This window comes from Burkholderia sp. 9777_1386, assembly GCF_015712265.1.
GTDB classification, from domain to species: Bacteria; Pseudomonadota; Gammaproteobacteria; order Burkholderiales; family Burkholderiaceae; genus Burkholderia; species Burkholderia cenocepacia.
This window is the reverse complement of record NZ_JACCQB010000049.1, coordinates 26186-49110: the sequence shown is the minus strand read 5'-3', so window position 1 is coordinate 49110 and position 22925 is coordinate 26186. Positions and strand designations below refer to the sequence as shown.

At 67.8% G+C, this 22925-nt stretch carries 20 protein-coding genes; 12 read left to right on the top strand and 8 right to left on the bottom strand.

The genetic code is table 11. The annotated features are described in order from the left end of the window. Positions 1-3809, top strand: a 3809-nt coding sequence (locus H0X91_RS27775) for a DNA translocase FtsK (RefSeq protein WP_330165490.1), incomplete at its 5' end; no start/stop codon positions are given. A 97-nt stretch (positions 3810-3906) separates the two neighbouring features. Here H0X91_RS27775 and H0X91_RS27770 read toward each other — a convergent pair. Further along, positions 3907-5151 (bottom strand): lactonase family protein, encoded by a 1245-nt coding sequence (locus tag H0X91_RS27770; RefSeq protein ID WP_085964353.1) that lies wholly within the window; start codon positions 5149-5151, stop codon positions 3907-3909. Positions 5152-5317: 166 nt separating this feature from the next. Here H0X91_RS27770 and H0X91_RS27765 point away from each other — a divergent pair, with 166 nt between their 5' ends. Continuing rightward, complete coding sequence (locus tag H0X91_RS27765) at positions 5318-7147, top strand: glycoside hydrolase family 15 protein (protein WP_062911281.1); 1830 nt, start codon at positions 5318-5320, stop codon at positions 7145-7147. 212 nt (positions 7148-7359) lie between these two features. After that, positions 7360-8850 (top strand): polyhydroxyalkanoate depolymerase, encoded by a 1491-nt coding sequence (locus H0X91_RS27760; RefSeq protein WP_006493406.1) that lies wholly within the window; start codon positions 7360-7362, stop codon positions 8848-8850. Positions 8851-8955: 105 nt separating this feature from the next. Here H0X91_RS27760 and H0X91_RS27755 read toward each other — a convergent pair whose 3' ends face one another. Further along, entirely contained in the window at positions 8956-9588 is a 633-nt protein-coding gene (locus H0X91_RS27755; protein ID WP_006485466.1) for a TetR family transcriptional regulator, read from the bottom strand. 252 nt (positions 9589-9840) lie between these two features. Between H0X91_RS27755 and rsxB the strand changes: the two genes are divergently transcribed. Continuing rightward, positions 9841-10740 carry an electron transport complex subunit RsxB gene (gene rsxB, locus H0X91_RS27750; RefSeq protein ID WP_369718883.1) on the top strand — a complete coding sequence of 300 codons (900 nt, stop codon included), beginning with the start codon at positions 9841-9843 and terminating at the stop codon, positions 10738-10740. After that, the gene (gene nth / locus H0X91_RS27745; protein ID WP_006478196.1) at positions 10737-11381 is read left to right on the top strand and encodes an endonuclease III; all 645 of its coding nucleotides are present in this window, start codon (positions 10737-10739) and stop codon (positions 11379-11381) included. Before rsxB ends, nth begins: the two co-directional genes overlap by 4 nt. A 58-nt stretch (positions 11382-11439) precedes the next feature. Here nth and H0X91_RS27740 read toward each other — a convergent pair whose 3' ends face one another. Then, positions 11440-12369: a DMT family transporter gene (locus H0X91_RS27740; protein WP_034201487.1), complete on the bottom strand. Its 930-nt coding sequence runs from the start codon at positions 12367-12369 to the stop codon at positions 11440-11442. A 207-nt stretch (positions 12370-12576) separates the two neighbouring features. Here H0X91_RS27740 and H0X91_RS27735 point away from each other — a divergent pair, with 207 nt between their 5' ends. Next, entirely contained in the window at positions 12577-13011 is a 435-nt protein-coding gene (locus tag H0X91_RS27735) for a DUF1841 family protein (RefSeq protein ID WP_006490655.1), read from the top strand. Between the two features lie 102 nt (positions 13012-13113). On the opposite strand, the gene H0X91_RS27730 is transcribed toward H0X91_RS27735, so the two are convergent. Both H0X91_RS27730 and H0X91_RS27725 read right to left on the bottom strand, forming a co-directional pair. Beyond that, positions 13114-13473, bottom strand: coding sequence for a c-type cytochrome (locus H0X91_RS27730; protein WP_006490657.1), 360 nt, complete (start codon positions 13471-13473; stop codon positions 13114-13116). A gap of 40 nt (positions 13474-13513) precedes the next feature. Next, the gene (locus H0X91_RS27725) at positions 13514-13873 is read right to left on the bottom strand and encodes a c-type cytochrome (RefSeq protein WP_006478192.1); all 360 of its coding nucleotides are present in this window, start codon (positions 13871-13873) and stop codon (positions 13514-13516) included. A 245-nt stretch (positions 13874-14118) separates the two neighbouring features. On the opposite strand from H0X91_RS27725, the gene H0X91_RS27720 reads away from it, so the two are divergent. The 5 genes from H0X91_RS27720 (at position 14119) to H0X91_RS27700 (ending at position 19248) form a co-directional block, all read left to right on the top strand. Further along, entirely contained in the window at positions 14119-14961 is an 843-nt protein-coding gene (locus tag H0X91_RS27720) for an AAA family ATPase (RefSeq protein WP_021033334.1), read from the top strand. Positions 14962-14985: 24 nt separating this feature from the next. Beyond that, positions 14986-16161 (top strand): vWA domain-containing protein, encoded by a 1176-nt coding sequence (locus tag H0X91_RS27715; protein WP_006497060.1) that lies wholly within the window; start codon positions 14986-14988, stop codon positions 16159-16161. Between the two features lie 55 nt (positions 16162-16216). Further along, a complete protein-coding gene (locus H0X91_RS27710) occupies positions 16217-17428 on the top strand; it encodes a benzoate/H(+) symporter BenE family transporter (RefSeq protein WP_084750515.1) in 1212 nt (403 codons plus the stop codon). A gap of 168 nt (positions 17429-17596) precedes the next feature. Then, positions 17597-18550, top strand: coding sequence for a transaldolase (tal, locus tag H0X91_RS27705; protein ID WP_012492750.1), 954 nt, complete (start codon positions 17597-17599; stop codon positions 18548-18550). Positions 18551-18792: 242 nt separating this feature from the next. Continuing rightward, positions 18793-19248 carry a VOC family protein gene (locus tag H0X91_RS27700; RefSeq protein WP_006490663.1) on the top strand — a complete coding sequence of 152 codons (456 nt, stop codon included), beginning with the start codon at positions 18793-18795 and terminating at the stop codon, positions 19246-19248. A 99-nt stretch (positions 19249-19347) separates the two neighbouring features. On the opposite strand, the gene mctP is transcribed toward H0X91_RS27700, so the two are convergent. The 3 genes from mctP to H0X91_RS27685 form a co-directional block, all read right to left on the bottom strand. Then, positions 19348-20898, bottom strand: coding sequence for a monocarboxylate uptake permease MctP (gene mctP, locus H0X91_RS27695; protein ID WP_080322647.1), 1551 nt, complete (start codon positions 20896-20898; stop codon positions 19348-19350). Further along, on the bottom strand, positions 20895-21137 hold the full coding sequence (locus H0X91_RS27690; protein WP_006490660.1) for a DUF3311 domain-containing protein: 243 nt from the start codon (positions 21135-21137) through the stop codon (positions 20895-20897). The genes mctP and H0X91_RS27690 overlap by 4 nt, the downstream gene beginning before the upstream one ends. Positions 21138-21335: 198 nt before the next feature. After that, positions 21336-22253 carry a spermidine synthase gene (locus tag H0X91_RS27685; RefSeq protein ID WP_034201486.1) on the bottom strand — a complete coding sequence of 306 codons (918 nt, stop codon included), beginning with the start codon at positions 22251-22253 and terminating at the stop codon, positions 21336-21338. A 145-nt stretch (positions 22254-22398) separates the two neighbouring features. On the opposite strand from H0X91_RS27685, the gene H0X91_RS27680 reads away from it, so the two are divergent. Further along, on the top strand, positions 22399-22653 hold the full coding sequence (locus H0X91_RS27680) for a hypothetical protein (RefSeq protein WP_006497065.1): 255 nt from the start codon (positions 22399-22401) through the stop codon (positions 22651-22653). Positions 22654-22925 lie beyond the last annotated feature (272 nt).

Below are 22925 nucleotides of genomic sequence, written 5' to 3'. Positions count from 1 at the left end.
CGCAAGTGCCGCGCCCCGCGCCCGCCCCGCTTCCGGTCGGATTCGAACCCGTCCGGCCGCGTCCGACCGCTGCGCGGCCGGCCACCGCTGCGCTGACGCAGACCGCGCCGCGCGCGACCGTCACGCCGCGACCTGCCGGCACGCAAGCGCAACGTCCGCCGGTGCGCCCGGTCGCGGGCACGGCGGCCACCGGCCAGTCGCCGGACGCCGCACGTCGCCGCCCGGCGCCGCCCGCCCCGGCGCGCGCGCCGCTCTATGCGTGGAACGAGAAGCCGGCCGCGCCGATTACGCCGGCGCCGAGCGTTCACGACACGCTGCGTTCGATCGAGGCCAGCACCGCGCAATGGGCGTCGCTGGGCGGCGCACAGTCGGCCGATGCAACGCACGCGGCGGCCGCGGCCGCCGCCGTGGCCGGCGTCGCCGCGGCAGCAGGCAGCGTGGCCGCGCCGGTATCGGCGGCATCGGCGGTCGCGTCGAACGCGTTCGCCTCCGCGGCACATGACATTGCAGCCCAGGACACCAACGTTCCGGCAGCACACAAAGAACACGATGCCGTGCCCGCGTACGACGATCGCGCGCCGATCGTGCTCGACGCCTTCATGCCGGCCGAATCGCGGATCACGCAGGCGCCGGCTGGCGAGTTGCCGGGCCCTGCGCTCGACGACGCTACATCGCACGCGCTGCCGGAAACCGGCACCGACGATCGCGTGGTTTCGCATCACGCCGACGACGAGATCCGTCACGTCGACGATGTGCCCGCCGCGCCGGCATTCGGGATCGCAGCCGCGCCGTCGTTCGACGCGCCCATCGATCTCGCGCCGTGGGACGACGTTGTCAGCGCGCCGGTTTCCGCCCTCGACGTGTCGACCGAAAACCCGATCGCCGAATCGCTGGCGAACACCGCAGGATCGGAATCCGCTCATTCAGCCTCCACGCAAACAGGCGATGCAGCGATTCGCGACCTCGGCACCAGCACACCGACCAGGTCCGTCGATATCGACGACAAGGACGACGCGCAACCGGCGGCTGCCATCGACCGCACCGCACCGGTCCACGTGCCGCAAGGCGCTGCCGATGCGCACGCCGGTGTAACACCCGTCGAAAGCATCGTTCCGTTCGCTGCGCTGCCCTCTTCGTCGATCGCGCAGACGTCTGCCCGCACGCTTTCCGGGACCGCGTCGACTGCGGCAACGTCCGCACCGGCCGGATCGCAGCCTGCACCGGAAGCTGGCAAGGCAATGGAGGCGGACCCAGCGGCACCGCTGTCGGCCGGCGCTCAACGCGCGACGCCCGCCGCCACACATTGGACAGCCCCGACGATGCCGTCCGCTGCGGCACCGGCGACCGTCGCTTCGGAAGTGCCGAAATCGCCCGCGGCTCAACCGTTCGCCGCAGCTTCGACGGCTTCGGCCATCGCTGCATCGCCACTGGCCGGCACGGCTCATGGCTCGACTGCACAAGCATCCACACCCGCATCGAGCGTCGCCCCCGCTACCGCCGCCGTCTCACCCGTTGGCACAACCGGCACCGCGCCCGCTTCGCTGACGCAACCGGCCGCATCGGCACCGCCCGTTACTTCCGCCGCGCCGGCATCGCCGGCCGGTGTTACGGGCATGACTTACGGTTCGCTTTCCGGCGCTTCGACGCCCGCATCGACCGCCGCGCCCGTCGTGACGGCATCGACGACCGGTGCGTCGGGTTCGACGTTCGGTTCGATCGCGCCGACGCCGGACACATCGGCGCCCGCCATCGCGACGCCCGCGACTTTCACGTCCGCGCCGAACGCTGCACCGTCTTCCGCGCCTGCATCGACGCTTCCCGCCAGCACGGCGACCACGTCGACCGGTACAACGACCACGACCTTCGCTACATCCGGCTCATCCGGCGCAGTCACCCCGCAGCCGCCAATCAGCTTGCCGGTGTCGCCCACCGCGTCCACCACGACGTCGGCGTCCTTCAGCGCGCTCGCTCCGGCCACCACGGCCGCCGCCACTCCGGCCCACCCGCCCGCGGGTGCGCCTTCAGCCGCAGCCGCAACCCAGACGTTCACGACATCGCCCGCCCCTGCCGCTTCGTCGGCAGGCTGGACCATGTCGCATGACGTGACCGCGACGCCGACCGCGGCACCGCCGGCAGCAATCGTCCCCGGCACGAACCTCCCGGCCACGCCGGCAGCCGTCAGTTCGGCGCCGCCGACCGTGATCCCGCCAATCGGCGCACCCGCGGCCCATGCAACCGAGGCCACCGACGCAACCGAACCGCCCCCGGCCGACACCCCCGTCCGTCAGCCGCGCCCGAACGCGTTCGAATTCCACGCACCCGCGTCGTTCAGCGTCGAACTGCCGACGCTCGACCTGCTCGAACCGGCATCCGACGACATCGAAACGATCACCGAGGAACACCTCGCGCAAACCGCGCAGGTGATCGAGCAGCGGCTGCAGGAATTCAAGGTGCCGGTGACGGTGGTCGGTGCATCGGCCGGCCCCGTGATCACGCGCTTCGAGATCGAACCCGCGCTCGGCGTGCGCGGCAGCCAGATCGTCGGCCTGATGAAGGATCTGTCGCGCGGCCTCGGCCTCACGTCGATCCGCGTCGTCGAGACGATTCCCGGCAAGACCTGCATGGGCCTCGAACTGCCGAACGCGAAGCGTCAGATGATCCGCCTGTCGGAAATTCTTGCCGCACGCGAATATCAGCATTCGCCGTCGCAACTGACGATCGCGATGGGCAAGGACATCACCGGCCATCCGGTCGTCACCGACCTCGCGAAGGCGCCGCACATGCTCGTTGCCGGTACAACCGGTTCGGGCAAGTCGGTCGCGATCAACGCGATGATCCTGTCGCTGCTGTACAAGGCGACGCCGGAAGACGTGCGGCTCATCATGATCGACCCGAAGATGCTGGAGTTGTCGGTCTACGAAGGCATCCCGCACCTGCTCGCGCCGGTCGTCACCGACATGAAGCTCGCGGCCAACGCGCTGAACTGGTGCGTCGGCGAAATGGAGAAGCGCTACCGGCTGATGTCGGCCGTCGGCGTGCGCAACCTCGCGGGCTTCAACCAGAAGATCCGCGACGCGGAAGCGAAGGAAAAGAAGATCGGCAACCCGTTCTCGCTGACGCCCGACGATCCGGAGCCGCTGTCGAAGCTGCCGCTGATCGTCGTCGTGATCGACGAGCTGGCCGACCTGATGATGGTGGCCGGCAAGAAGATCGAGGAGCTGATCGCCCGCCTCGCGCAGAAGGCGCGCGCGGCCGGCATCCACCTGATCCTCGCGACCCAGCGGCCGTCCGTCGACGTGATCACGGGCCTCATCAAGGCGAACATCCCGACGCGCGTCGCGTTCCAGGTGTCGTCGAAGATCGACTCGCGCACGATCCTCGACCAGATGGGTGCGGAGTCGCTGCTCGGGATGGGCGACATGCTGTTCCTGCCGCCCGGCACCGGCTATCCGCAGCGCGTGCACGGCGCGTTCGTCGCCGACGAGGAAGTGCACCGGATCGTCGAGTACCTGAAGCAGTTCGGCGAGCCGCAGTACGAGGAAGGCATCCTCGACGGCCCGGCCGCCGACGGCGCGACGCAGGACCTGTTCGGCGACGCGCCGGACGCGGAAGCCGATCCGCTGTACGACGAAGCGGTCGCATTCGTCGTGCGCACGCGGCGCGCGTCGATCTCGTCGGTGCAGCGGCAGTTGCGCATCGGCTACAACCGCGCGGCGCGCCTCGTCGAGCAGATGGAAGCGGCCGGCCTCGTGTCGGCGATGGGCATCAACGGCAGCCGCGAGGTACTCGTGCCGGCCGCGGCCGACTGAAGCCGGCAGGCCGGCGGCCGCGAATCGTCGATCCGGGCGAGCCACACAACCGGCCGCCCCGCACAAAAAGGCGCTGCCTCGGCAGCGCCTTTTGCATTTACTGCACCGGCACCAGCTTGAAGTCGACCGGCTTGCCGACCGCGACCTTCTGCGGATTCGCGCCGAGTTGCCCGGTTTCGACATCGCGGCTGAACACGTAGAACGTGTCGCTGTCCTGGTTGCCGACGATCAGCCACTTGCCGGTCGGATCGATCAGGAATTCGCGCGGCGTCTTGCCGAGGCTCGACTGGCGACCGACGTGCTTCAACCGGCCGTCGGCCTTGTTCACCGCGTAGATCACGAGGTCGTTCGCGTCGCCGCGGTTGCTCGCGTACAGGAAGCGGCCGTCCGGCGACAGGTGGATCGCGCCGCCGCCGACCTTGCCCTTGAAGCCCGGCGCCGTCATCGGCAGCGTCTCGATCGGCGTCAGCTTGCCGTCGTGGTAGCCGAACACCTCGACCGATGCGTTCAGCTCGCTCGTCACGTACGCGAACCGGCCGTCGGCGCTGAACACCATGTGGCGCGGGCCCGAGCCGGCCTTCACCGGCGTGTAGCGCGCCTCGGTCGGGCTGATCAGCCCGCGGCTGCCGTCCACCGTGTAGCGGTAGCCGTAGATCTTGTCCGCGCCGAGATCCTGCACGAACAGGTAGCGGCCGTCCGGCGAAAACACCGTCGAATGCACGTGCGCGCCGTCCTGGCGGCCCTTCACGGGCCCGGTGCCTTCGTGGTGAACCGTCAGCACGGCCTGGCCGACCGCGCCGTCGTCGCGCAGCGGGAACACCGCGAAGCTGCCGCCCGGATCGGCCGCGACCGAGTAGTTGGCCGTCACGAGGTACTTGCCGTCCGGCGACAGCGCGAGATAGCAAGGATCGTTCCCTTCGGACGATACGCGGTCGATGAAGCTCAGCGCGCCCGTCTTCGCGTCGAAGCGGAATGCGCTCACGCCGCCGCGCTGCGTCGCCGGGCCGTTGTCGCCGGGCAGTTCGTTGACCGCGTAGACGGTGCGACCGTCGCGGCTCGGCAACAGATACGACGGATTTTCGGTCTTCGCCGACGATACCGGCGCGACGCCGCCGGTCTTGGTATCGAAGCGGTAAACGTAGATCCCGTCGCTGCCGCCGCCCGTATAGGTGCCGACGAGCAGGTTGTAGACGCCGTCGGCCGGGGCGGACGATTGCTGTGCAAACGCGTGGGTCGCGGACAGGGAAAGCACGATCGCGAAACCTTTCATCCAGTGAGCGAGCCTAAGCGGGAACCCTCGTGTCGAAGCGCGTGCGTCATGCTCGCGTAAACGGTTGGGCATTGAATCCTCCTTGCATCGAGTCGCTTCAAGTGTTGAGATAGGACGAAACGCCGGCCGTTCATGCGCTCCGCCGCCCGGCCGAGTATACGGGGCGCGGCGCCCGGGCGTGAAGTCCGGGCCGCCGACGTCCGCATTGTGAACTCGAATACCCAAGGATCGCCTGCCCATGCCCGCCCTGATCGAAGACTACGCCCTCGTCGGCGATGGCCATACGGCCGCGCTGATCGCAAAAGACGGCTCCGTCGACTGGCTGTGCTGGCCCCGCTTCGATTCGGGCGCCTGCTTCGCGGCGCTGCTCGGCACGCCCGAGCACGGCCGCTGGCTGCTTGCTCCGGCCGCCGACGCCGCGATCACGCACACGACCCGCCGCTATCGCGGCGACACGCTGATTCTCGAAACCGATTACGAAAGCGCGGACGGCGCCGTCACCGTGATCGACTTCATGCCGCCCGGCAACGGCTGGTCCGAGCTGGTGCGGATCGTCGTCGGCCGCCACGGCACGATGAAGATGCGTATGGAGCTCGTGTTGCGCTTCGACTACGGTTTCTCGATTCCGTGGGTCACGCAACTGACCCGCGAGGACGGCATGAAGGCCATCGCCGGGCCCGACACCGTCGTACTGCGCACGCCGGTGCCGCTCACCGGCAAGAACCTCCATACGCTCGCGGAATTCACGGTCGGCGCCGACGAGCGCGTGCCGTTCTCGCTCGGCTACGCGGCGTCGCACATGCGGCTGCCGCCCGCGCGCGATCCGCTGTCGATGCTCGCGCGCACCGAAAACTACTGGCTCGAATGGTCGGGCCGCTGTCAGGTGCAGGGCCGCTACGCGGCCGCCGTGCGCCGCTCGCTGATCACGCTGAAGGCGCTCGCGTACGAGCCGACCGGCGGCATCGTCGCCGCGCCGACCACGTCGCTGCCGGAGAAGATCGGCGGCAACCGCAACTGGGACTACCGCTACTGCTGGCTGCGCGACGCGACGATCACACTGCTCGCGCTGATGCGCGGCGGCTACTACGACGAGGCGCGTGCGTGGCGCACGTGGCTCGGCCGCGTGATGGCCGGCTCGCCCGAGCAGATCCAGATCATGTACGGAATCGCCGGCGAGCGCCGGCTGCCGGAAATGGAGCTCGACTGGCTGCCCGGCTACCAGGACTCGCTGCCGGTGCGCGTCGGCAACGGCGCCGCGAACCAGCTCCAGCTCGACGTGTTCGGCGAGGTGATGGCCGCGCTGCACCTCGCGCGCGTGGGCGGCCTGCAGGCCGACGACACGGTCTGGTCCGTGCAGTGCGCGCTGCTCGACCATCTGGAAAAGATCTGGCAGGAGCCCGACGAAGGGATCTGGGAAACGCGCGGCGGCCGGCGCCATTTCACGTTCTCGAAGGTGATGGCGTGGGTCGCGTTCGACCGTGCGATCAAGTCGGCGGAAATGTTCCGGCTGCCCGGCTCGCTCGACCGCTGGCGCGCGCTGCGCGAGCGGATCCATGCGGACGTCTGCGCCAATGCGTGGCACGAAGGCAAGCAGGCATTCGCGCAAAGCTACGGCAGCGACGAGCTCGACGCGAGCGTGCTGCTGCTGCCGCAGCTCGGCTTCCTGCCGCCGGAAGACCCGCGCATCGTCGGCACGGTCGACGCGATCGAACGGGAATTGCTGCACGACGGGCTCGTGATGCGCTACCGCACGACCGAATACGACGACGGCCTGCCGCCGGGCGAAGGCACGTTTCTCGCATGCAGCTTCTGGCTGGTCGACAGCTACGCGCTGCTCGGCCGGATCGACGACGCGCATCGGCTCTTCAGCCGCCTGCTCGCGCTGTCGAACGACCTCGGGCTGCTCGCCGAGGAATACGACCCGGTCGCCGGGCGGCTCGTCGGCAACTTCCCGCAGGCGTTCTCGCACGTGGCGCTCGTGCACACCGCGATGAACCTGATGCACCACGAAGACGCGATGGCGCGCGCGGCCGGCCAGCCCGCGCCGGCCGTGGCCACCGGCCGCTGAACGCTGCCGCCGCGGCCTTGGTCAGAGATCGTCAAATCGCAACACTTTGATGAAAACCCGGGGAAATGTTGCATTGCACCACCGATCGTTGTCCGATATGATCGACGCGATTGTCCGGCTGCAATGCAACATGGCCGGTCGCTGACCCACACGGCACGCCGCGACGCCTCACGCCGCCCTTGCGCACCGTCCCCCACGCGGGAGTAGCCTGCATGCTTTACCAACTGCACGAATTCCAGCGGGCCATGCTGAGCCCCCTCACGGCCTGGGCCCAGGCCGCCTCGAAGTCGTTCGCGAATCCGTCCAGTCCGTTCTCGCTGATGCCCGGCGCCCCGCGGATGGCAGCCGCCTATGAGCTGATGTATCGGCTCGGCAAGGATTACGAAAAGCCGGAATTCAACATTCATCAGATCGTCAAGGACGGCCACAACATTCCGATCGTCGAGCAGACGATCATCGAGAAGCCGTTCTGCCGGCTGCTGCGCTTCAAGCGCTATTCGGACGACGCCGACGCCGTCACGCAACTGAAGGACGAGCCGGTCGTGCTGGTCTGCGCGCCGCTGTCGGGCCACCATTCGACGCTGCTGCGCGACACCGTGCGCACGCTGCTGCAGGATCACAAGGTTTACATCACCGACTGGATCGACGCGCGCATGGTGCCCGTCGAGGTCGGCCCGTTCCACCTGCACGACTACATCGCGTACATCCAGGAATTCATCCGCCACATCGGCGCGCGCAACCTGCACGTGATCTCGGTATGTCAGCCGACGGTGCCAGTGCTCGCGGCGATTTCGCTGATGGCGAGCCGCGGCGAGGACACCCCGCTCACGATGACGATGATGGGCGGCCCGATCGATGCGCGCCGCAGCCCGACTTCCGTGAATTCGCTCGCCACGCAGCACTCGACCGCGTGGTTCGAGAACAACGTGATCCACACGGTGCCCGCGAACTATCCGGGCGAAGGCCGCCAGGTGTATCCGGGCTTCCTGCAGCACACGGGCTTCGTCGCGATGAACCCGGAGCGGCACGCGCAATCGCACTGGGATTTCTACCAGAGCCTGCTGCGCGGCGACGAGGACGATGCCGAAGCGCACCGCCGCTTCTACGACGAGTACAACGCGGTGCTCGACATGGCCGCCGAGTATTACCTCGAAACCATTCGCGTCGTGTTCCAGGAATTCCGGCTGGCGGAAGGCACGTGGGACGTCGAAGGCGAGCGCGTGCGGCCGCAGGACATCAAGCACACCGCGCTGATGACGATCGAAGGCGAACTCGACGACATCTCGGGCAGCGGTCAGACCCACGTCGCGCACGAGCTGTGCACGGGCATTCCGCAAGACGATCGCCGCAGCCTGACCGCCGAGAAGTGCGGTCACTACGGGATCTTCTCGGGCCGCCGCTGGCGCACGATCATCTATCCGCAACTGCGCGACTTCATCCGCGAGCATGCGCCGGAGCCGAAGAACGGCGCGACGAAGTTGCCCGCCGATGCGCAGGATGCCACCGCGATCGGCGTCGTGCCGGCCGCAAAACCGGAGCCGGAGACGACGGCGCGCGCCACCGCCGCGAAGCGTACGCGCGCGAAGGCGCCGGCCGTGACGGTCGCGCCCGCGAGGACACCCGCCGCAAAGGCCGCGCCCGCCGCGAAACGCGCGGCAAGCAGCCCGCGCGCAAAACCCGTGCGTGCCCGCAAGGCCGCCTGACACGCCGCCCTCCGACGCAAAAACGCCGCCGTTGCTTGCGCACGGCGGCGTTTTTTCATGCGGCGACGACGAGCGGGCGGCTCGCCGGCTCGTCCGTTCGTTGCGTCAGCGCCGCAGCAGATACGCGAGCAGCACCTCGGTGTTCATCCGGACCATCTCCGCGCGTTCGTCGGTGTCGGTGAAGTCGCGGCCGAGCGTCGCGGCGAGCGTGAAGCGGTTCGAGACGATGTAGTAGCCGAGCCCCGACAGCGTCACGTAGAAGCGCAGCGGATCGACGTCGTTGCGAAACAGCCCGGCCTTCTGGCCGCGCATCAGCACGTTGCCGAGCTTCGCGACGATCGGCGACATCATCTCGCGGATCCGCGTCGACTTGTGCAGATAGCGGGCTTCGTGCAGATTCTCGTTGTTGATGAGCCGGAGCAGTTCCGGATGGTCGCGGTAGTAGTCCCAAACGAAATGCGCGAGCCGCGTGACGGCTTCGACCGGCGCGACGCCATCGAGATCGAGCACGCGCTCGGCCTCGGTCAGCGCGGAAAACGCGTGTTCGAGCACCGCCGTGAAGAGCTGCTCCTTGCTGCCGAAGTAGTAATAGAGCATGCGCTCGTTGGTTTCGGCCCGGCGCGCGATCTGATCGACGCGCGCGCCGAACAGCCCTCCATTCGCGAACTCTTCGGCTGCCGCCATCAGGATGCGGCGGCGCGTACCTTCAGGATCTCTTTTGATTTTTGGCTGATTCATGGTGGCGTTTTGCTATGTGAGCCGCTTGATCCGGACCGGCACCCCCACCGCCTCGGCGCCGGCCGCCCTGGAACGGGCGCGCCGCGGACGGCCGCCCTCCTGCTGAGCCCCTGCAAAAAAGCGGTTCGATTATGCGCATAGACGGCGTCCAGCGCAATGCGGGAAATCGGCGATAATCGAGCTTTGGCAAACCTTTCCGGCCGCGCCCGACGCGGCCGAGAGCCATTCGGCGCCGTTGCGCCCGCTGTTACCGTGACCGACTCCAAAACACTCGCGGATCGCATCGAAGATCTGCTGCCCCAGACGCAATGCACGAAGTGCGGCTATAACGGCTGTCGCCCGTACGCCGAGGCGATCGCCGCCGGCGACGCGAACTACAACCAGTGCCCGCCCGGCGGCGCCGAAGGCATCGCGCGCCTCGCGAACCTGCTCGGCAAGCCGGTGATTCCGCTGAACCCGGTCAACGGCACCGAGCATCCGCGCGCGATCGCGTTCATCGACGAAAACCTGTGCATCGGCTGCACGCTGTGCATGCAGGCGTGCCCGGTCGACGCGATCGTCGGCGCGCCGAAGCAGATGCACACGATCGTCGCGTCGCTGTGCACGGGCTGCGACCTGTGCGTGCCGCCGTGCCCGGTCGACTGCATCGCAATGCTGCCGGTGACCGGCGATCGCACGGGCTGGGAGGCGTGGTCGCAGGAACAGGCCGACGCCGCACGCGAACGTCACGACCTGCGGCTCGCACGCCAGCGCCGCGAGCGCGAGGCCGCCGAAGCGCGCGCCGCCGCACGCCGCGCGGCCAGCGCCACGAAGCCGGCCGCGGAGCCCACCGCCGCACAGCCCGGCGCGCCAGCCGCCGCACCGGCCGACGACGACGCCGAAGCGAAGAAACGCGCGATCATCGCCGCCGCGCTCGAACGCGCGCGCAAGAAGAAGGAAGAACTGTCCGGGCAAGGCGCCGGGCCGAAGAACACCGAAGGCGTGAGCGCGGCCGTCCAGGCGCAGATCGACGCGGCCGAGGCCCGCCGCAAGCGGCTCGCCGAACAGCAGGCGCAGCGCGACGCCGAAGCGGCATCGGGCAGCAACGACAACGACGCAGGCAACGACGATCCGGACGGCCCGTCCGCGCCGCCCGACCAGAACGCTCCATGAACGCCAGCAAACGACGCGCGATCTACGAAACGCTGCAGAGCCTCAATCCGCATCCGACCACCGAGCTCGAATATTCGACGCCGTTCGAGCTGCTGATCGCCGTGATGCTGTCCGCGCAGGCGACCGACGTGTCGGTCAACAAGGCAATGCGGAAAATGTTTCCGGTCGCGAACACCCCGCGACAAATCGTCGCGCTTGGCGAGGAAGGCGTCACCGAGTACATCAAGACGATCGGCCTCTATCGCACCAAGGCGAAGAACGTGGTCGCGACGTGCCGGATCCTGCTCGAGCGTTACGACGGCGAGGTGCCGGCCGATCGCGAAGCGCTCGAAGGCCTGCCGGGCGTCGGCCGCAAGACGGCGAACGTCGTGCTGAACACCGCGTTCGGCCAGCCGACGATCGCGGTCGACACGCATATCTTCCGCGTCGCGAATCGCACCGGGCTCGCGCCGGGCAAGGACGTGCGGGCCGTCGAGGCCGCGCTCGAGAAGTTCACGCCGAAGGAATTCCTGCAGGACGCGCATCACTGGCTGATCCTGCACGGGCGCTACGTGTGCAAGGCACGGCGGCCCGAATGCTGGCACTGCGCGATCGAGCCGCTGTGCGAATTCCGGCCGAAGACGCCGCCGCCCAACGAATAAGCGTCCGGTACGACGGGCCCGCGCCGCGGGCCGTCGCAGTCCCCGCCCCCTTTCCCGACTACGCGTTGGACGTCGCCGTCGCGTCGTCGGCCGCCGCGCCGCCCGCGCGCACGAGCGCCAGCACGGCCGCCAGAATCGCGACGCCGCCCGCCCATTGCAGCGGCGACAATGCCTCCCCGAACAGCAGCGCCGCGAGCGCGACCGTCACGACCGGCTCGAGCGTCGACAGCATCGACGTGCGCGCGGCCCCGAGCCGCGCGAGCCCGGCGAAGAACGCGAGCATCGCCGCGACCGTCGATATCAGCGCGATCGCGAGCATCGACGCCCAGCCGCCGGCCGTCGCCGGCCAGCGCGGCGGCGCGCCGAACGCCGCCGTTCGCACGACGGCGATCGCGACGAGCGTCGCGCTGGCCGACAGGCAGATGATCGCGGTGGTCGCGAGCGGATCGACGCCGCGCGTCGCCTTCGTGCCGCCGACGATGTACAGCGAGTAGATCACCGCGGCGGCCAGCGCGAGCGCGATCCCGAGCGGCTCGCCGTGCCCGCCGCCGACCATCAGCGCCGAACCCGCGACGCACAGCACCAGCGCGACGGCCTTCGCGCGCGTCAGGCGCTCGCCGAGCCACCACGCGGCCAGCAGCGTGACGAACGCCGGATAGAGGTACAGCAGCAGCGCGACGAGGCTCGCCTGCGCGTGCTGCAGCGCGCTGAAATAGCAGAACGACTGCCCGACGTAGCCGAGCGCGCCCATCGTCACCAGCGGCGCGAGCGCGCGCCCGCGCGGCCACGCGACGCGGCGCTGCCGTGCGATCGCGGCGAGCACCGCGCCGCCAATCGCGAAGCGCACGATCAGCAGCCCGAGCACGTCGACGCCGGCCGCATACGCATAGCGGCCGAAAATCGCCATCGCGCCGAACGCGGCGGCGGACAACGCGACGTAGAGCGCGCCCTGCAGGGCCGCGGACGATGGGCGGACGGTGGCGGTCATGACGAAACGGGCGGCAACGCGCCGTGACGGGAATCGTCGGAGTGTAGCGGCGCGGCGGCGGCGAGCCTACCCGCGCTTACCCGTTCCGCGGCGGGCGGGCGCAACACCGCCTCGACCGCTGCCGGGGCCGCCGCCAGCGCCGTGCGCCGCTCCGGCGTACAATGCCCGACGCGGCATGAGCCGCCCGAATCACGACGTTTCCCCACCATGTTCAATCCAAGCCGCGACGACGTGCGTCGCTTTTTCACCGAGACCTGGCGCAAGCAGCGCGCGGGCGAGATCCTGACGCCGCTGGAAGCGATTGCCGCCGACTGGATCGTCGAGCATCCCGAATACCACGACGAACTGGCCGACGCCGACGGCGCGGCGGCGCGCAACTACACGCCCGAGGAAGGCCGGACCAATCCGTTCCTGCACCTGTCGATGCACCTCGCGATCAGCGAACAGCTGTCGATCGACCAGCCGCCCGGCATCCGCGCCGCGCACGACAAGCTGGCCGCGAAGCTCGACTCGACCCACGACGCGCAGCACGCGATCATGGAATGCCTCGGCGAGACGATCTGGGAAGCGCAGCGCACCAACACGCCGCCCGATACCGACGCGTACCTGCAGCGCATCCTGCGCCGCGCGTCGCGCGACTGACGCCCCGAGGCCGGCACATCGGCCCGCACCGGACCGCGGACAAAAAAATACCCCGCCGAGGCGGGGCATTCTTGCTGCGTGAGCCCGCGAGGCCCGTCGCGCTTACTTCTTGAACACGAGGTCGGTTTCCTTCAGCGACTCGATGTAGGACGCGATGTCCTTCATGTCGCTGACCGACAGGTTCTGTACCTGCGCCTGCATGATCGCGTTGTTGCGACCGAGCAGCGGATTCGTCAGCCCCATCTGGTACTGGCGCATCGCCCACACGAGGTAGTCGGCGTGCTGGCCGGCGAGGCGCGGGTACTCCGCGTTGATCGGCTTGTTCAGCTGCGCGCCGTGGCAGGCCGCGCAATTGTGCGACTCGACCAGTTCCTTGCCCTTCGAGATGTCCGCGGCGTGCGCGGTACCGATCGCGAGGCCGGCCGCCAGTGCAACCGCCGCCGTCTTGAATGCGTTGTTCATGAATGCTCCTGTCCCGCCGGAGAGATCGGCGGCGCGCGCTTTACTTGTAGGGATTGTCCTTCGTGTCGGCCTTCTGCGCGGCGTAGTACGCCGACAGATCCGCGATGTCCTGGTCGGTCAGCGAACCGGCGATCGCATTCATCGACGGGAAGTGACGATCCTTCTTGCGGTAGGCCTTCAGCGCGTTCTCGAGGTATTGCTGGTTCTGGCCGCCGAGGACAGGCACCCGGTAGACCTCCGGGTACGCCGCGCGGTAGTCCTGGATGCCGTGGCAACCGATGCACATGGCGGCCTTGCTCGCCCCGTCCTTCGGGTTGCCGACCACACCGGCCGCCTGCGCGCTGCCCGCGAGCGCCACGAGCGCTGCGACAACGACGTGTTTGCCGACGAATTTGTTCATAGCTCTTGTAACCTAGCTTGAGGGGAAACTGGCGCCAAAGCGGCAACGGCCCGCGCCGTTTTGCTTATCGGATCGCCACGCAGGCCAAAAAAAACGGCCAGATTGTACCGCGTCGGCGGGGAACGCGTCCATACGGCGCCCCGGTTCGCCCCGCCGCAGCCCCGCAACGATACGCGGGCGCGGCCCAACCGGACAGCCCTTCTGACTTATACTGGGTTTTTTTCCCGATGAAGAAGAGCGCCGCCATGCGTTTCGAAGGGTCCTCGCAGTACGTCGCCACCGACGATCTGAAGCTCGCGGTCAACGCCGCATTGACGCTGCAACGCCCGCTGCTGATCAAGGGCGAGCCCGGCACCGGCAAGACCATGCTCGCCGAGGAAGTGGCCGCCGCGCTCGACATGCCGCTGTTGCAGTGGCACATCAAGTCGACCACCAAGGCGCAGCAGGGCCTGTACGAATACGACGCCGTGTCGCGACTGCGCGATTCGCAGCTCGGCGACGCGCGCGTGAAGGACATCGCGAACTACATCGTCAAGGGCGTGCTGTGGCAGGCGTTCGACGCCGAGCGCCCGAGCGTGCTGCTGATCGACGAGATCGACAAGGCCGACATCGAATTCCCGAACGACCTGCTGCGCGAGCTCGACCGGATGGAATTCCACGTGTACGAGACGCGCGAGACGGTGCGCGCGAAGCACCGTCCGCTCGTCATCATCACGTCGAACAACGAGAAGGAGCTGCCCGACGCGTTCCTGCGCCGCTGCTTCTTCCACTACATCCAGTTTCCGGACCCGTCGACGATGCAGAAGATCGTCGCGGTGCACTTCCCCGACATCCGCGAGGAGCTGCTGCGCGCGGCGCTCGAGAGTTTCTTCGAATTGCGCGGCGTGTCGGGCCTGAAGAAGAAGCCGTCGACGTCCGAACTGCTCGACTGGCTGAAGCTGCTGCTCGCCGAGAACATCCCGGCCGACGCGCTGCGCGGCGCGGACGCGAAGCAGATCGTGCCGCCGCTCGCGGGCGCGCTGCTGAAGAACGAGCAGGATCTGAGCCTGCTCGAACGGCTCGTCTACATGAACCGGCACAACCGGTAACTCCCCCACCCCGAAGGCCCGGCCATGCTGCTCAATTTCTTCTACGCGCTGCGCGCAGCCAAGCTGCCCGTCTCGGTGAAGGAATACCTGACGCTGCTCGAATCGCTGAAGGCCGGGCTGATCTCGCCGTCGATCGACGCGTTCTACTTCCTCGCGCGGATGACGCTCGTCAAGGACGAACAGTACTTCGACAAGTTCGACCAGGCGTTCGGCGCATATTTCCACGGTGTGTCCACGCTGCCGTCCGAGGCGTTCGACATCCCGCTCGACTGGCTCGAGAAGCGCCTCGAGCGCGAGCTGTCGCCGGAGGAGAAGGCGCAGATCGACGCGATGGGCGGGCTCGACAAGCTGATGGAGCGCCTGAAGGCGCTGCTCGACGAGCAGAAGGAGCGCCACGAAGGCGGCAACAAGTGGATCGGCACGGGCGGCACGTCGCCGTTCGGGCACGGCGGCTACAACCCCGAAGGCGTGCGCATCGGCGGCCCGTCGAACGGCAACCGCACCGCGGTGAAGGTGTGGGAGGCGCGCGCGTACCGCGACTACGACGATTCGGTCGAGATCGGCACGCGCAACATCAAGGTCGCGCTGCGGCGGCTGCGCCGCTTCGCGCGCGAAGGCGCCGCCGAGGAGCTCGACCTGCCCGGCACGATCCGCAGCACGGCCGCGAACGCAGGCTGGCTCGACCTGCGGATGGTGCCCGAGCGCCACAACAACGTGAAGGTGCTGATGCTGCTCGACGTCGGCGGCTCGATGGACGACCACATCAAGCGCACCGAAGAGCTGTTCTCGGCCGCGAAGGCCGAATTCAAGCACCTCGAATTCTTCTACTTCCACAACTGCGTGTACGACCACCTGTGGAAGAACAACCGCCGCCGCCACGCGGAACGCACGGCGACGTGGGACGTGCTGCACAAGTTCACGCCCGACTACAAGCTGATCTTCGTCGGCGACGCGACGATGAGCCCGTACGAAGTGCTGCAGCCCGGCGGCTCGGTCGAATACAACAATCCGGAAGCCGGCGCCGTGTGGCTGCGCCGGCTCGCCGACCAGTTCCCCCATCATGCCTGGCTGAACCCCGAGCCCGAGCGGCTATGGGAGTACCGGCAATCGATCGCGATCATTCGCGACGTGCTCGGCCAGCGCATGTATCCGCTCACGCTCGCGGGCCTCGAAACCGCGATGCGCGCACTCAGCAAGTAACGACACCCACCCGCAGATACACAGGCCGCGTCCGAGCGGCCGCCCCGGAGATTGCATGAACCCTTCGCCCACCGCGAGCGCCGGCCGCGCCGGCGGCCGCCGCTTTTTCGCCGATACGTCCGTGTCCGCGCTCGTCGCCGGCTTCGTCGCGATGATGACCGGCTACACGAGTTCGCTCGTGCTGATGTTCCAGGCCGGCCGCGCCGCCCACCTCACCGATGCGCAGATCTCGTCGTGGATCTGGGCGCTGTCGATCGGCATGGCGCTGACGACCATCGGCCTGTCGCTGCGCTATCGCGCGCCCGTCGTGGTCGCATGGTCGACGCCCGGCGCCGCGCTGCTGATCGCGTCGCTGCCCGGTGTGCCTTACCCCGAGGCGATCGGCGCGTTCGTCGTGTGCGCGCTGCTGCTGACGGCCGTCGGCGTGAGCGGGCTGTTCGACACGCTGATGAAGCGCATTCCGGCCGGCATCGCGGCGGCGCTGCTCGCGGGCATCCTGTTCGAGATCGGCATCGAGATCTTCCGCGCCGCGCAGTTCCAGACCGCGCTGGTGCTCGCGATGTTCTTCACCTACCTGATCGTCAAGCGCCTCGCGCCGCGCTATGTGATTCCGACGACGCTGATCGTCGGCACGGCCGTGGCCGGCGGCCTCGGCCTGCTCGATTTCAGCCGCTTCCACATCGCGCTCGCGCAACCCGTGTTCACGATGCCCGCGTTCTCGATCGCGTCGATCGTCAGCATCGGCATTCCGCTGTTCGTGGTCGCGATGGCGTCGCAGAACGTGCCGGGCATCGCGGTGCTGCGCGCGGACGGCTATCCGACGCCGTCGTCGCCGCTGATCGCGACGACCGGCCTCGCGTCGCTGCTGCTCGCGCCGTTCGGCTCGCACGGCGTGAACCTCGCGGCGATCACGGCCGCGATCTGCACCGGCCCCGAAGCGCACGAGGATCACACGAAGCGCTACACGGCCGCCGTGTGGTGCGGCACGTTCTACCTGATCGCCGGCATCTTCGGCGCGACGATCGCCGCGCTGTTCGCGGCGCTGCCGAAGGCGCTCGTCGTGTCGGTCGCGGCGCTCGCGCTGTTCGGCTCGATCATGAGCGGGCTCGCGAACGCGATGCAGGACGTGAAGCAGCGCGAAGCGGCGCTCGTCACGTTCATGGTGACCGCGTCGGGCCTCACGCTGCTGTCGATCGGCCCGGCGTTCTGGGGGCTCGTCGCGGGCGTCGTCACGCAGGTGATCCTGAACGCGCGGCGCCCCGCGTGACGCGGCTCGCCGGCCGCCGCGGCGCGCCCCCGGCACGCCAAAACGTGCTCGACACGAATCGGGCCTAAAATGATGGATCGGAGGCGGCGCCCGGCGCCGCTTCGCTTCGCCGCCGCGCTCGCGCGGCCCGTGAGAACCCGGCGCCCCGCGCGCTTCTTTCGAATCGCCATGACTACCGCACTCGACCAGCTGAAGCAGTACACGACCGTCGTCGCCGACACGGGCGACTTCCAGCAGCTTGCGCAATACAAGCCGCAGGACGCGACCACGAATCCGTCGCTGATCCTGAAGGCCGTCCAGAAGGATGCGTACAAGCCGATCCTCGAGAAAACCGTCCGCGATCATCGCAACGAAAGCACCGATTTCATCATCGACCGCCTGCTGATCGCATTCGGCACCGAAATCCTGAAGCTGATCCCGGGCCGCGTATCGACCGAGGTCGACGCGCGCCTGTCGTTCGACACGCAGCGCTCGATCGACAAGGGTCGCGAGCTCATCAAGCTGTACGAAGCAGCCGGCGTCGGCCGCGAACGCATCCTGATCAAGCTTGCGTCGACGTGGGAAGGCATCCGCGCGGCCGAGGTGCTGCAGAAGGAAGGGATCAAGTGCAACATGACCCTGCTTTTCTCGCTCGTGCAGGCCGCCGCGTGCGCGGAAGCCGGCGCGCAGCTGATCTCGCCGTTCGTCGGCCGCATCTACGACTGGTACAAGAAACAGGCCGGCGCCGACTGGAATGAAGCGCGGGACGGCGGCGCGAACGATCCGGGCGTGCAATCGGTGCGCCGCATCTACACGTACTACAAGACCTTCGGCTACAAGACCGAAGTGATGGGCGCGAGCTTCCGCACGACCAGCCAGATCATCGAGCTCGCCGGCTGCGACCTGCTGACGATCAGTCCCGATTTGCTGCAGAAGCTGCAGGAGAGCAACGACACGGTCGCGCGCAAGCTGTCGCCCGACACGCTGCAGGACAAGCCGGCCGAGCGCGTCGCGATCGACGAGGCGTCGTTCCGCTTCCAGCTGAACGACGAAGCGATGGCCACCGAAAAGCTCGCCGAAGGCATCCGCGTGTTCGCCGCCGACGCGGTGAAGCTCGAGAAGCTGATCGACGCGCTGCGCTGAGCCATGCCGCGCGTCAGCGGCTGTCAGCAAGACTGACAACAGCCGTCAGCACTTGCTGCACACGGTCGCGAACGTGATGTTCGCGGCCGTTTTTATTTTTCATTCCATCGTCAAGCGCGCGCACTACAATCCACGTCACGGGTGCGACGGCCGCCTCCCGATGCACCCTTTCCCCCCAGTCAGTCTTGCACGACGCCGTGCCAGCGCCGCCGCGCCGGCACGGCTCATCCCAGGAGACAACGATGCAAGTTCAACCGTACCTGACGTTCTACGGTCGCGCCGACGAAGCCCTTCAGTTCTACGAAAAGGCACTCGGCGCGAAGACGATGTTCAAGATGCACTTCAAGGACGCCCCGCCGAATCCCGATTACCCGATGTCGCCGGAGATGGCCGACAAGGTCATGCACGCGAGCTTCACGATCGGCGACTCGATGATCATGTGCTCGGACGGCGATTGCAGCCAGCCGGCGGGCGCCGCGCACGCCGGCTATTCGCTGTCGCTGAACCCGGCGACGGTCGACGAAGGCCAGAAGCTGTTCAATGCGCTCGCCGACGGCGGCGAAGTGACGATGCCGTTCGGCAAGACGTTCTGGGCGCTCGGCTTCGGGATGGCGAAGGATCGTTTCGGCGTGCACTGGATGGTCAACGTCGAGGACCTGTCGCAGCGCGAGGATCTCGCGAAACGCGCGCAGGGCTGACGCAAAACGAACGCCCGCCACCTTGCGGTGGCGGGCGTTTTCGTTGCCGGGCAGCCACGTAATGCGTCGTGCGCGGCGAGCGGCCGTGCACCGGCCGTATCAGCCCTCGACGACGTCCAGATAATCCTCCGGCCGCGTGCGATCCTCCGCATGCGCCATGCCCATCACCCGCACCAGCACACTCACCGCCACCGATACCACCAGGTTCACGACCAGCGACCACACGGCCGCATAACCGGGGATCGCGAGACCGAACAGGTGGATCGTGAAGATCGAGCTGGCCAGCTTCAGCGAAATCGCCATCCACGTACCGCACACGATGCCGGCCGCCCAGCCGGCCAGCAAGCCGCGATGGTCGAGCACGCGCGTGTACAGGCCGAGCACGATCGCCGGCAGCGTCTGGATGATCCAGATCCCGCCGAGCAGTTGCAGCTGGATCGCGTAGGTCAGCGGCAGCCCGAGGATGAACGCCACCGCGCCGACCTTCACGATCAGCGACACGAGCTTCGCGACGTGCGTTTCCTGGTCGTGCGACATGTTGCGGTTCACGAACTCGCGGTGGATGTTGCGCGTGTACAGGTTGGCGGCCGCGATCGACATGATCGCCGCCGGCACCAGCGCGCCGATGCCGATCGCCGCGAACGCGACGCCGACGAACCACGACGGGAAATACTCGAGGAACAGCGCGGGCACCGCGAAGTTCGGGCCGAACGCCTTGAAGTACGGCGCGTACTGCGGCATGTCCTTCACGCCGGAGGCGAGCGCCATGTAGCCGAGCAGCGCGAGCAGGCCGAGCACGAACGAGTACGCGGGCAGCATCGCCATGTTGCGGCGGATCGAGTTGCCCGACGACGACGACAGGATCGCCGTGACCGAGTGCGGATACAGGAACAGCGCGAGCGCCGAGCCGATCGCGAGCGTCGCGTACGCGCTGTAGCCGTTCAGGCTCGTCGCGTCCGGCGCCTTCAGCAGCAGCTTCGCGGGCGGCACCGCGGAGAAGATGTGCCCGAAGCCGCCGAGCTTCGCGGGGATCACGATGACCGCGGCCGCGATCGTGACGTAGATCAGCACGTCCTTCACGATCGCGATCATCGCGGGCGCACGCAGCCCCGACGTGTACGTGTACGCGGCGAGGATCGCGAACGCGATGATCAGCGGCAGATCGCCGACGAACCCGGTCGTGTCGAAGCCGAGCGCGCCGATCACCACCTCGATGCCGACCAGTTGCAGCGCGATGTACGGCATCGTCGCGACGATGCCCGTCACCGCGATCGCAAGCGCCAACATCCGGCTGCCGTAGCGTGCGTTGACGAAATCGGCGGCCGTCACGTAGCCGTGCCGCTTCGCGATGCTCCACAGTTTCGGGAACACGACGAACGCGAACGGATAGATCAGGATCGTGTACGGCAGCGCGAAGAAGCCCATCGCGCCGGCGCCGAATACGAGCGCGGGCACCGCGACGAACGTGTAGGCCGTATAGAGGTCGCCGCCGAGCAGGAACCACGTGACGATCGTGCCGAAGCGGCGTCCGCCGAGGCCCCATTCGTCGAGATGAGCGAGATCGCCGCGCCGCCAGTTCGCGGCCAGGAAACCGAGGATCGTGACGCCGATGAACAGCAGGACGAAGACGAAGGTCGCGCCGAGATTCATTGCGCACCTCCTTGCGTGCCGCTCGCCTTCCACGCGTTCTTGGTCTTGAAATACACGAACGCGGTGATCACCGCGCTGATGAAGACCCAAAGCAACTGGTACCAGTAGAAAAACGGAAAACCGAGCCATTGCGGTTCGATCTTGCTGTACGACGGCACCCAGACCATCGCGATCAGCGGCAGTACCAGCAGCCAGAGCCAGCGCTTGGCGGCCCGGTTGGCGTCGGCATCGTGAGCCATGACGTCTCCTCTTGTTTCCCGGTTATCGATCTTGTTGAGCGGGTACGGCACCGAGAGGAGCGGCAAAACGGGTAGGCTGCGGCTCCCCTGGCTTCGCGCCAGTATAGGAGCCGCGAGCACGCGGTCAAGCAGGGGCGAACCCGAGGTGATCCGCCCCTTGTCGCGGGTTGCACCGGCCTGCCGCCGGTGCATCCGGCGTCAGATCGCGAACGCGGTGTCGCGTGCGCCGGTCGTTGCTTTCAAAGCTTTCACCCACTTGCGCGCGGGCAGCTTCAGCGTGTCCTCGATCAGCTTCGCCCGGGCGTCGAGCTGCGCGAACGGCACGTCGAGCGCGGGGCCCGAAAACGCGATCGCGATGCGGTTGCCGTCGTGCACTTCGGGCAGCGCGATCACGCGGTGATCGAACGCCGCGTTCAGGTGCTTCATGTTGCGCACGAAGCTCGGATGATCGCCGAACAGGTTGATCGTCGCGATGCCGGCATCGGCCAGGCAGCCGCGCACCGCGCGGTAGAACGCGACGCTGTCGAGCACGGGGCCGCGCGCGGTCGCGTCGTACAGGTCGATCTGGATCGCGCCGGTCGTGCCGCGGTTGGCCGGGTCGTTGACGAAGTCCCAGGCGTCGGCTTCGTGCACGACGAGGCGCGCGTCGTCGGGCGGCAGCGCGAACATCGTGCGCGCGGCGACGATCACGGCCGGGTTCAGCTCGACGGCCTCGACCTTCGCGTGCGGCAGGAAACGGTGCGAGAACTTGGTCAGCGCGCCGGTGCCGAGCCCGAGCTGGACGATCCGCTCGGGCGTTTCGAGGAACAGCAGCCACGCCATCATCTGCTGCGCGTATTCAAGCTCGATGTGCAGCGGCTTCGAGATCCGCATCGCGCCCTGCACCCACTCGGTGCCGAAGTGCAGGAAGCGCACGCCGCCTTCTTCGGAGAACGTAACGGGCGCGAAGCGCGGCTTGCGCGGCGCTTCGAGCACCGGCACGTCGTCGTGCTCGTCGATGTCCGGGCGGCGCTTCACGCGCGGCGGCTGGAGTTTTTCGGAGCCGTTGTAGGCGGACGCCTTGCGTTGCTTGAACGCGCGCGCCTCGGCGGACGCGCGCTTGATCAGTCGGGTCATGATGATTGAATCTCGCTGGGTGACGCTGGATGAGCGGACGAGAGGATAGCATTGGTGGGAGACGGAGGCCGCGACGAACGCGCGGCCCTGCGTGACGCCGAATCACGTCGGCGCTACGCTGCACTTGCGGATCACGGGAGCGCGCATGACCTCGAACGACAGGAAGATCTGGTTTCCAGCGAAGCGCTACGGCTGGGGATGGGGATTGCCGGTGGCGTGGCAGGGCTGGGTCGTGCTGCTGCTGTTCGCGTTCGGGATCGTCGCGAGCGCGTGGCTGCTGCCGCCGCAACGCTCGCCGGTCGCGTACGGCGCGTGCATCGTGGTGCTGGTCGCCCTGCTCACCGCGGTGTGCTGGATCAAGGGCGAGAGACCGCGGTGGCGCTGGGGCAACGACGATTGAGCGTCGCCGGCAACGGCGCGCGACGGGCGCCATGCGTGCCTGCGGCCGGTACGTGCCGATGTCCCAGTCCATTCGACTGCTGATACGACGACCGTCGAAATCCACGAACCCGCCGCCAGCCTGATTCGCAGACGTGACCGGTCATTTACTTTCTTGCAATAAAAAGGCCGTTCGGTCGACCGAACCTATGCCAAACTGAAACGGCATTCGGGGAGGCTCATAGCGGCCATGACGCACACTGCGACGGACCACGCATCGCCAGATCGCCGGGG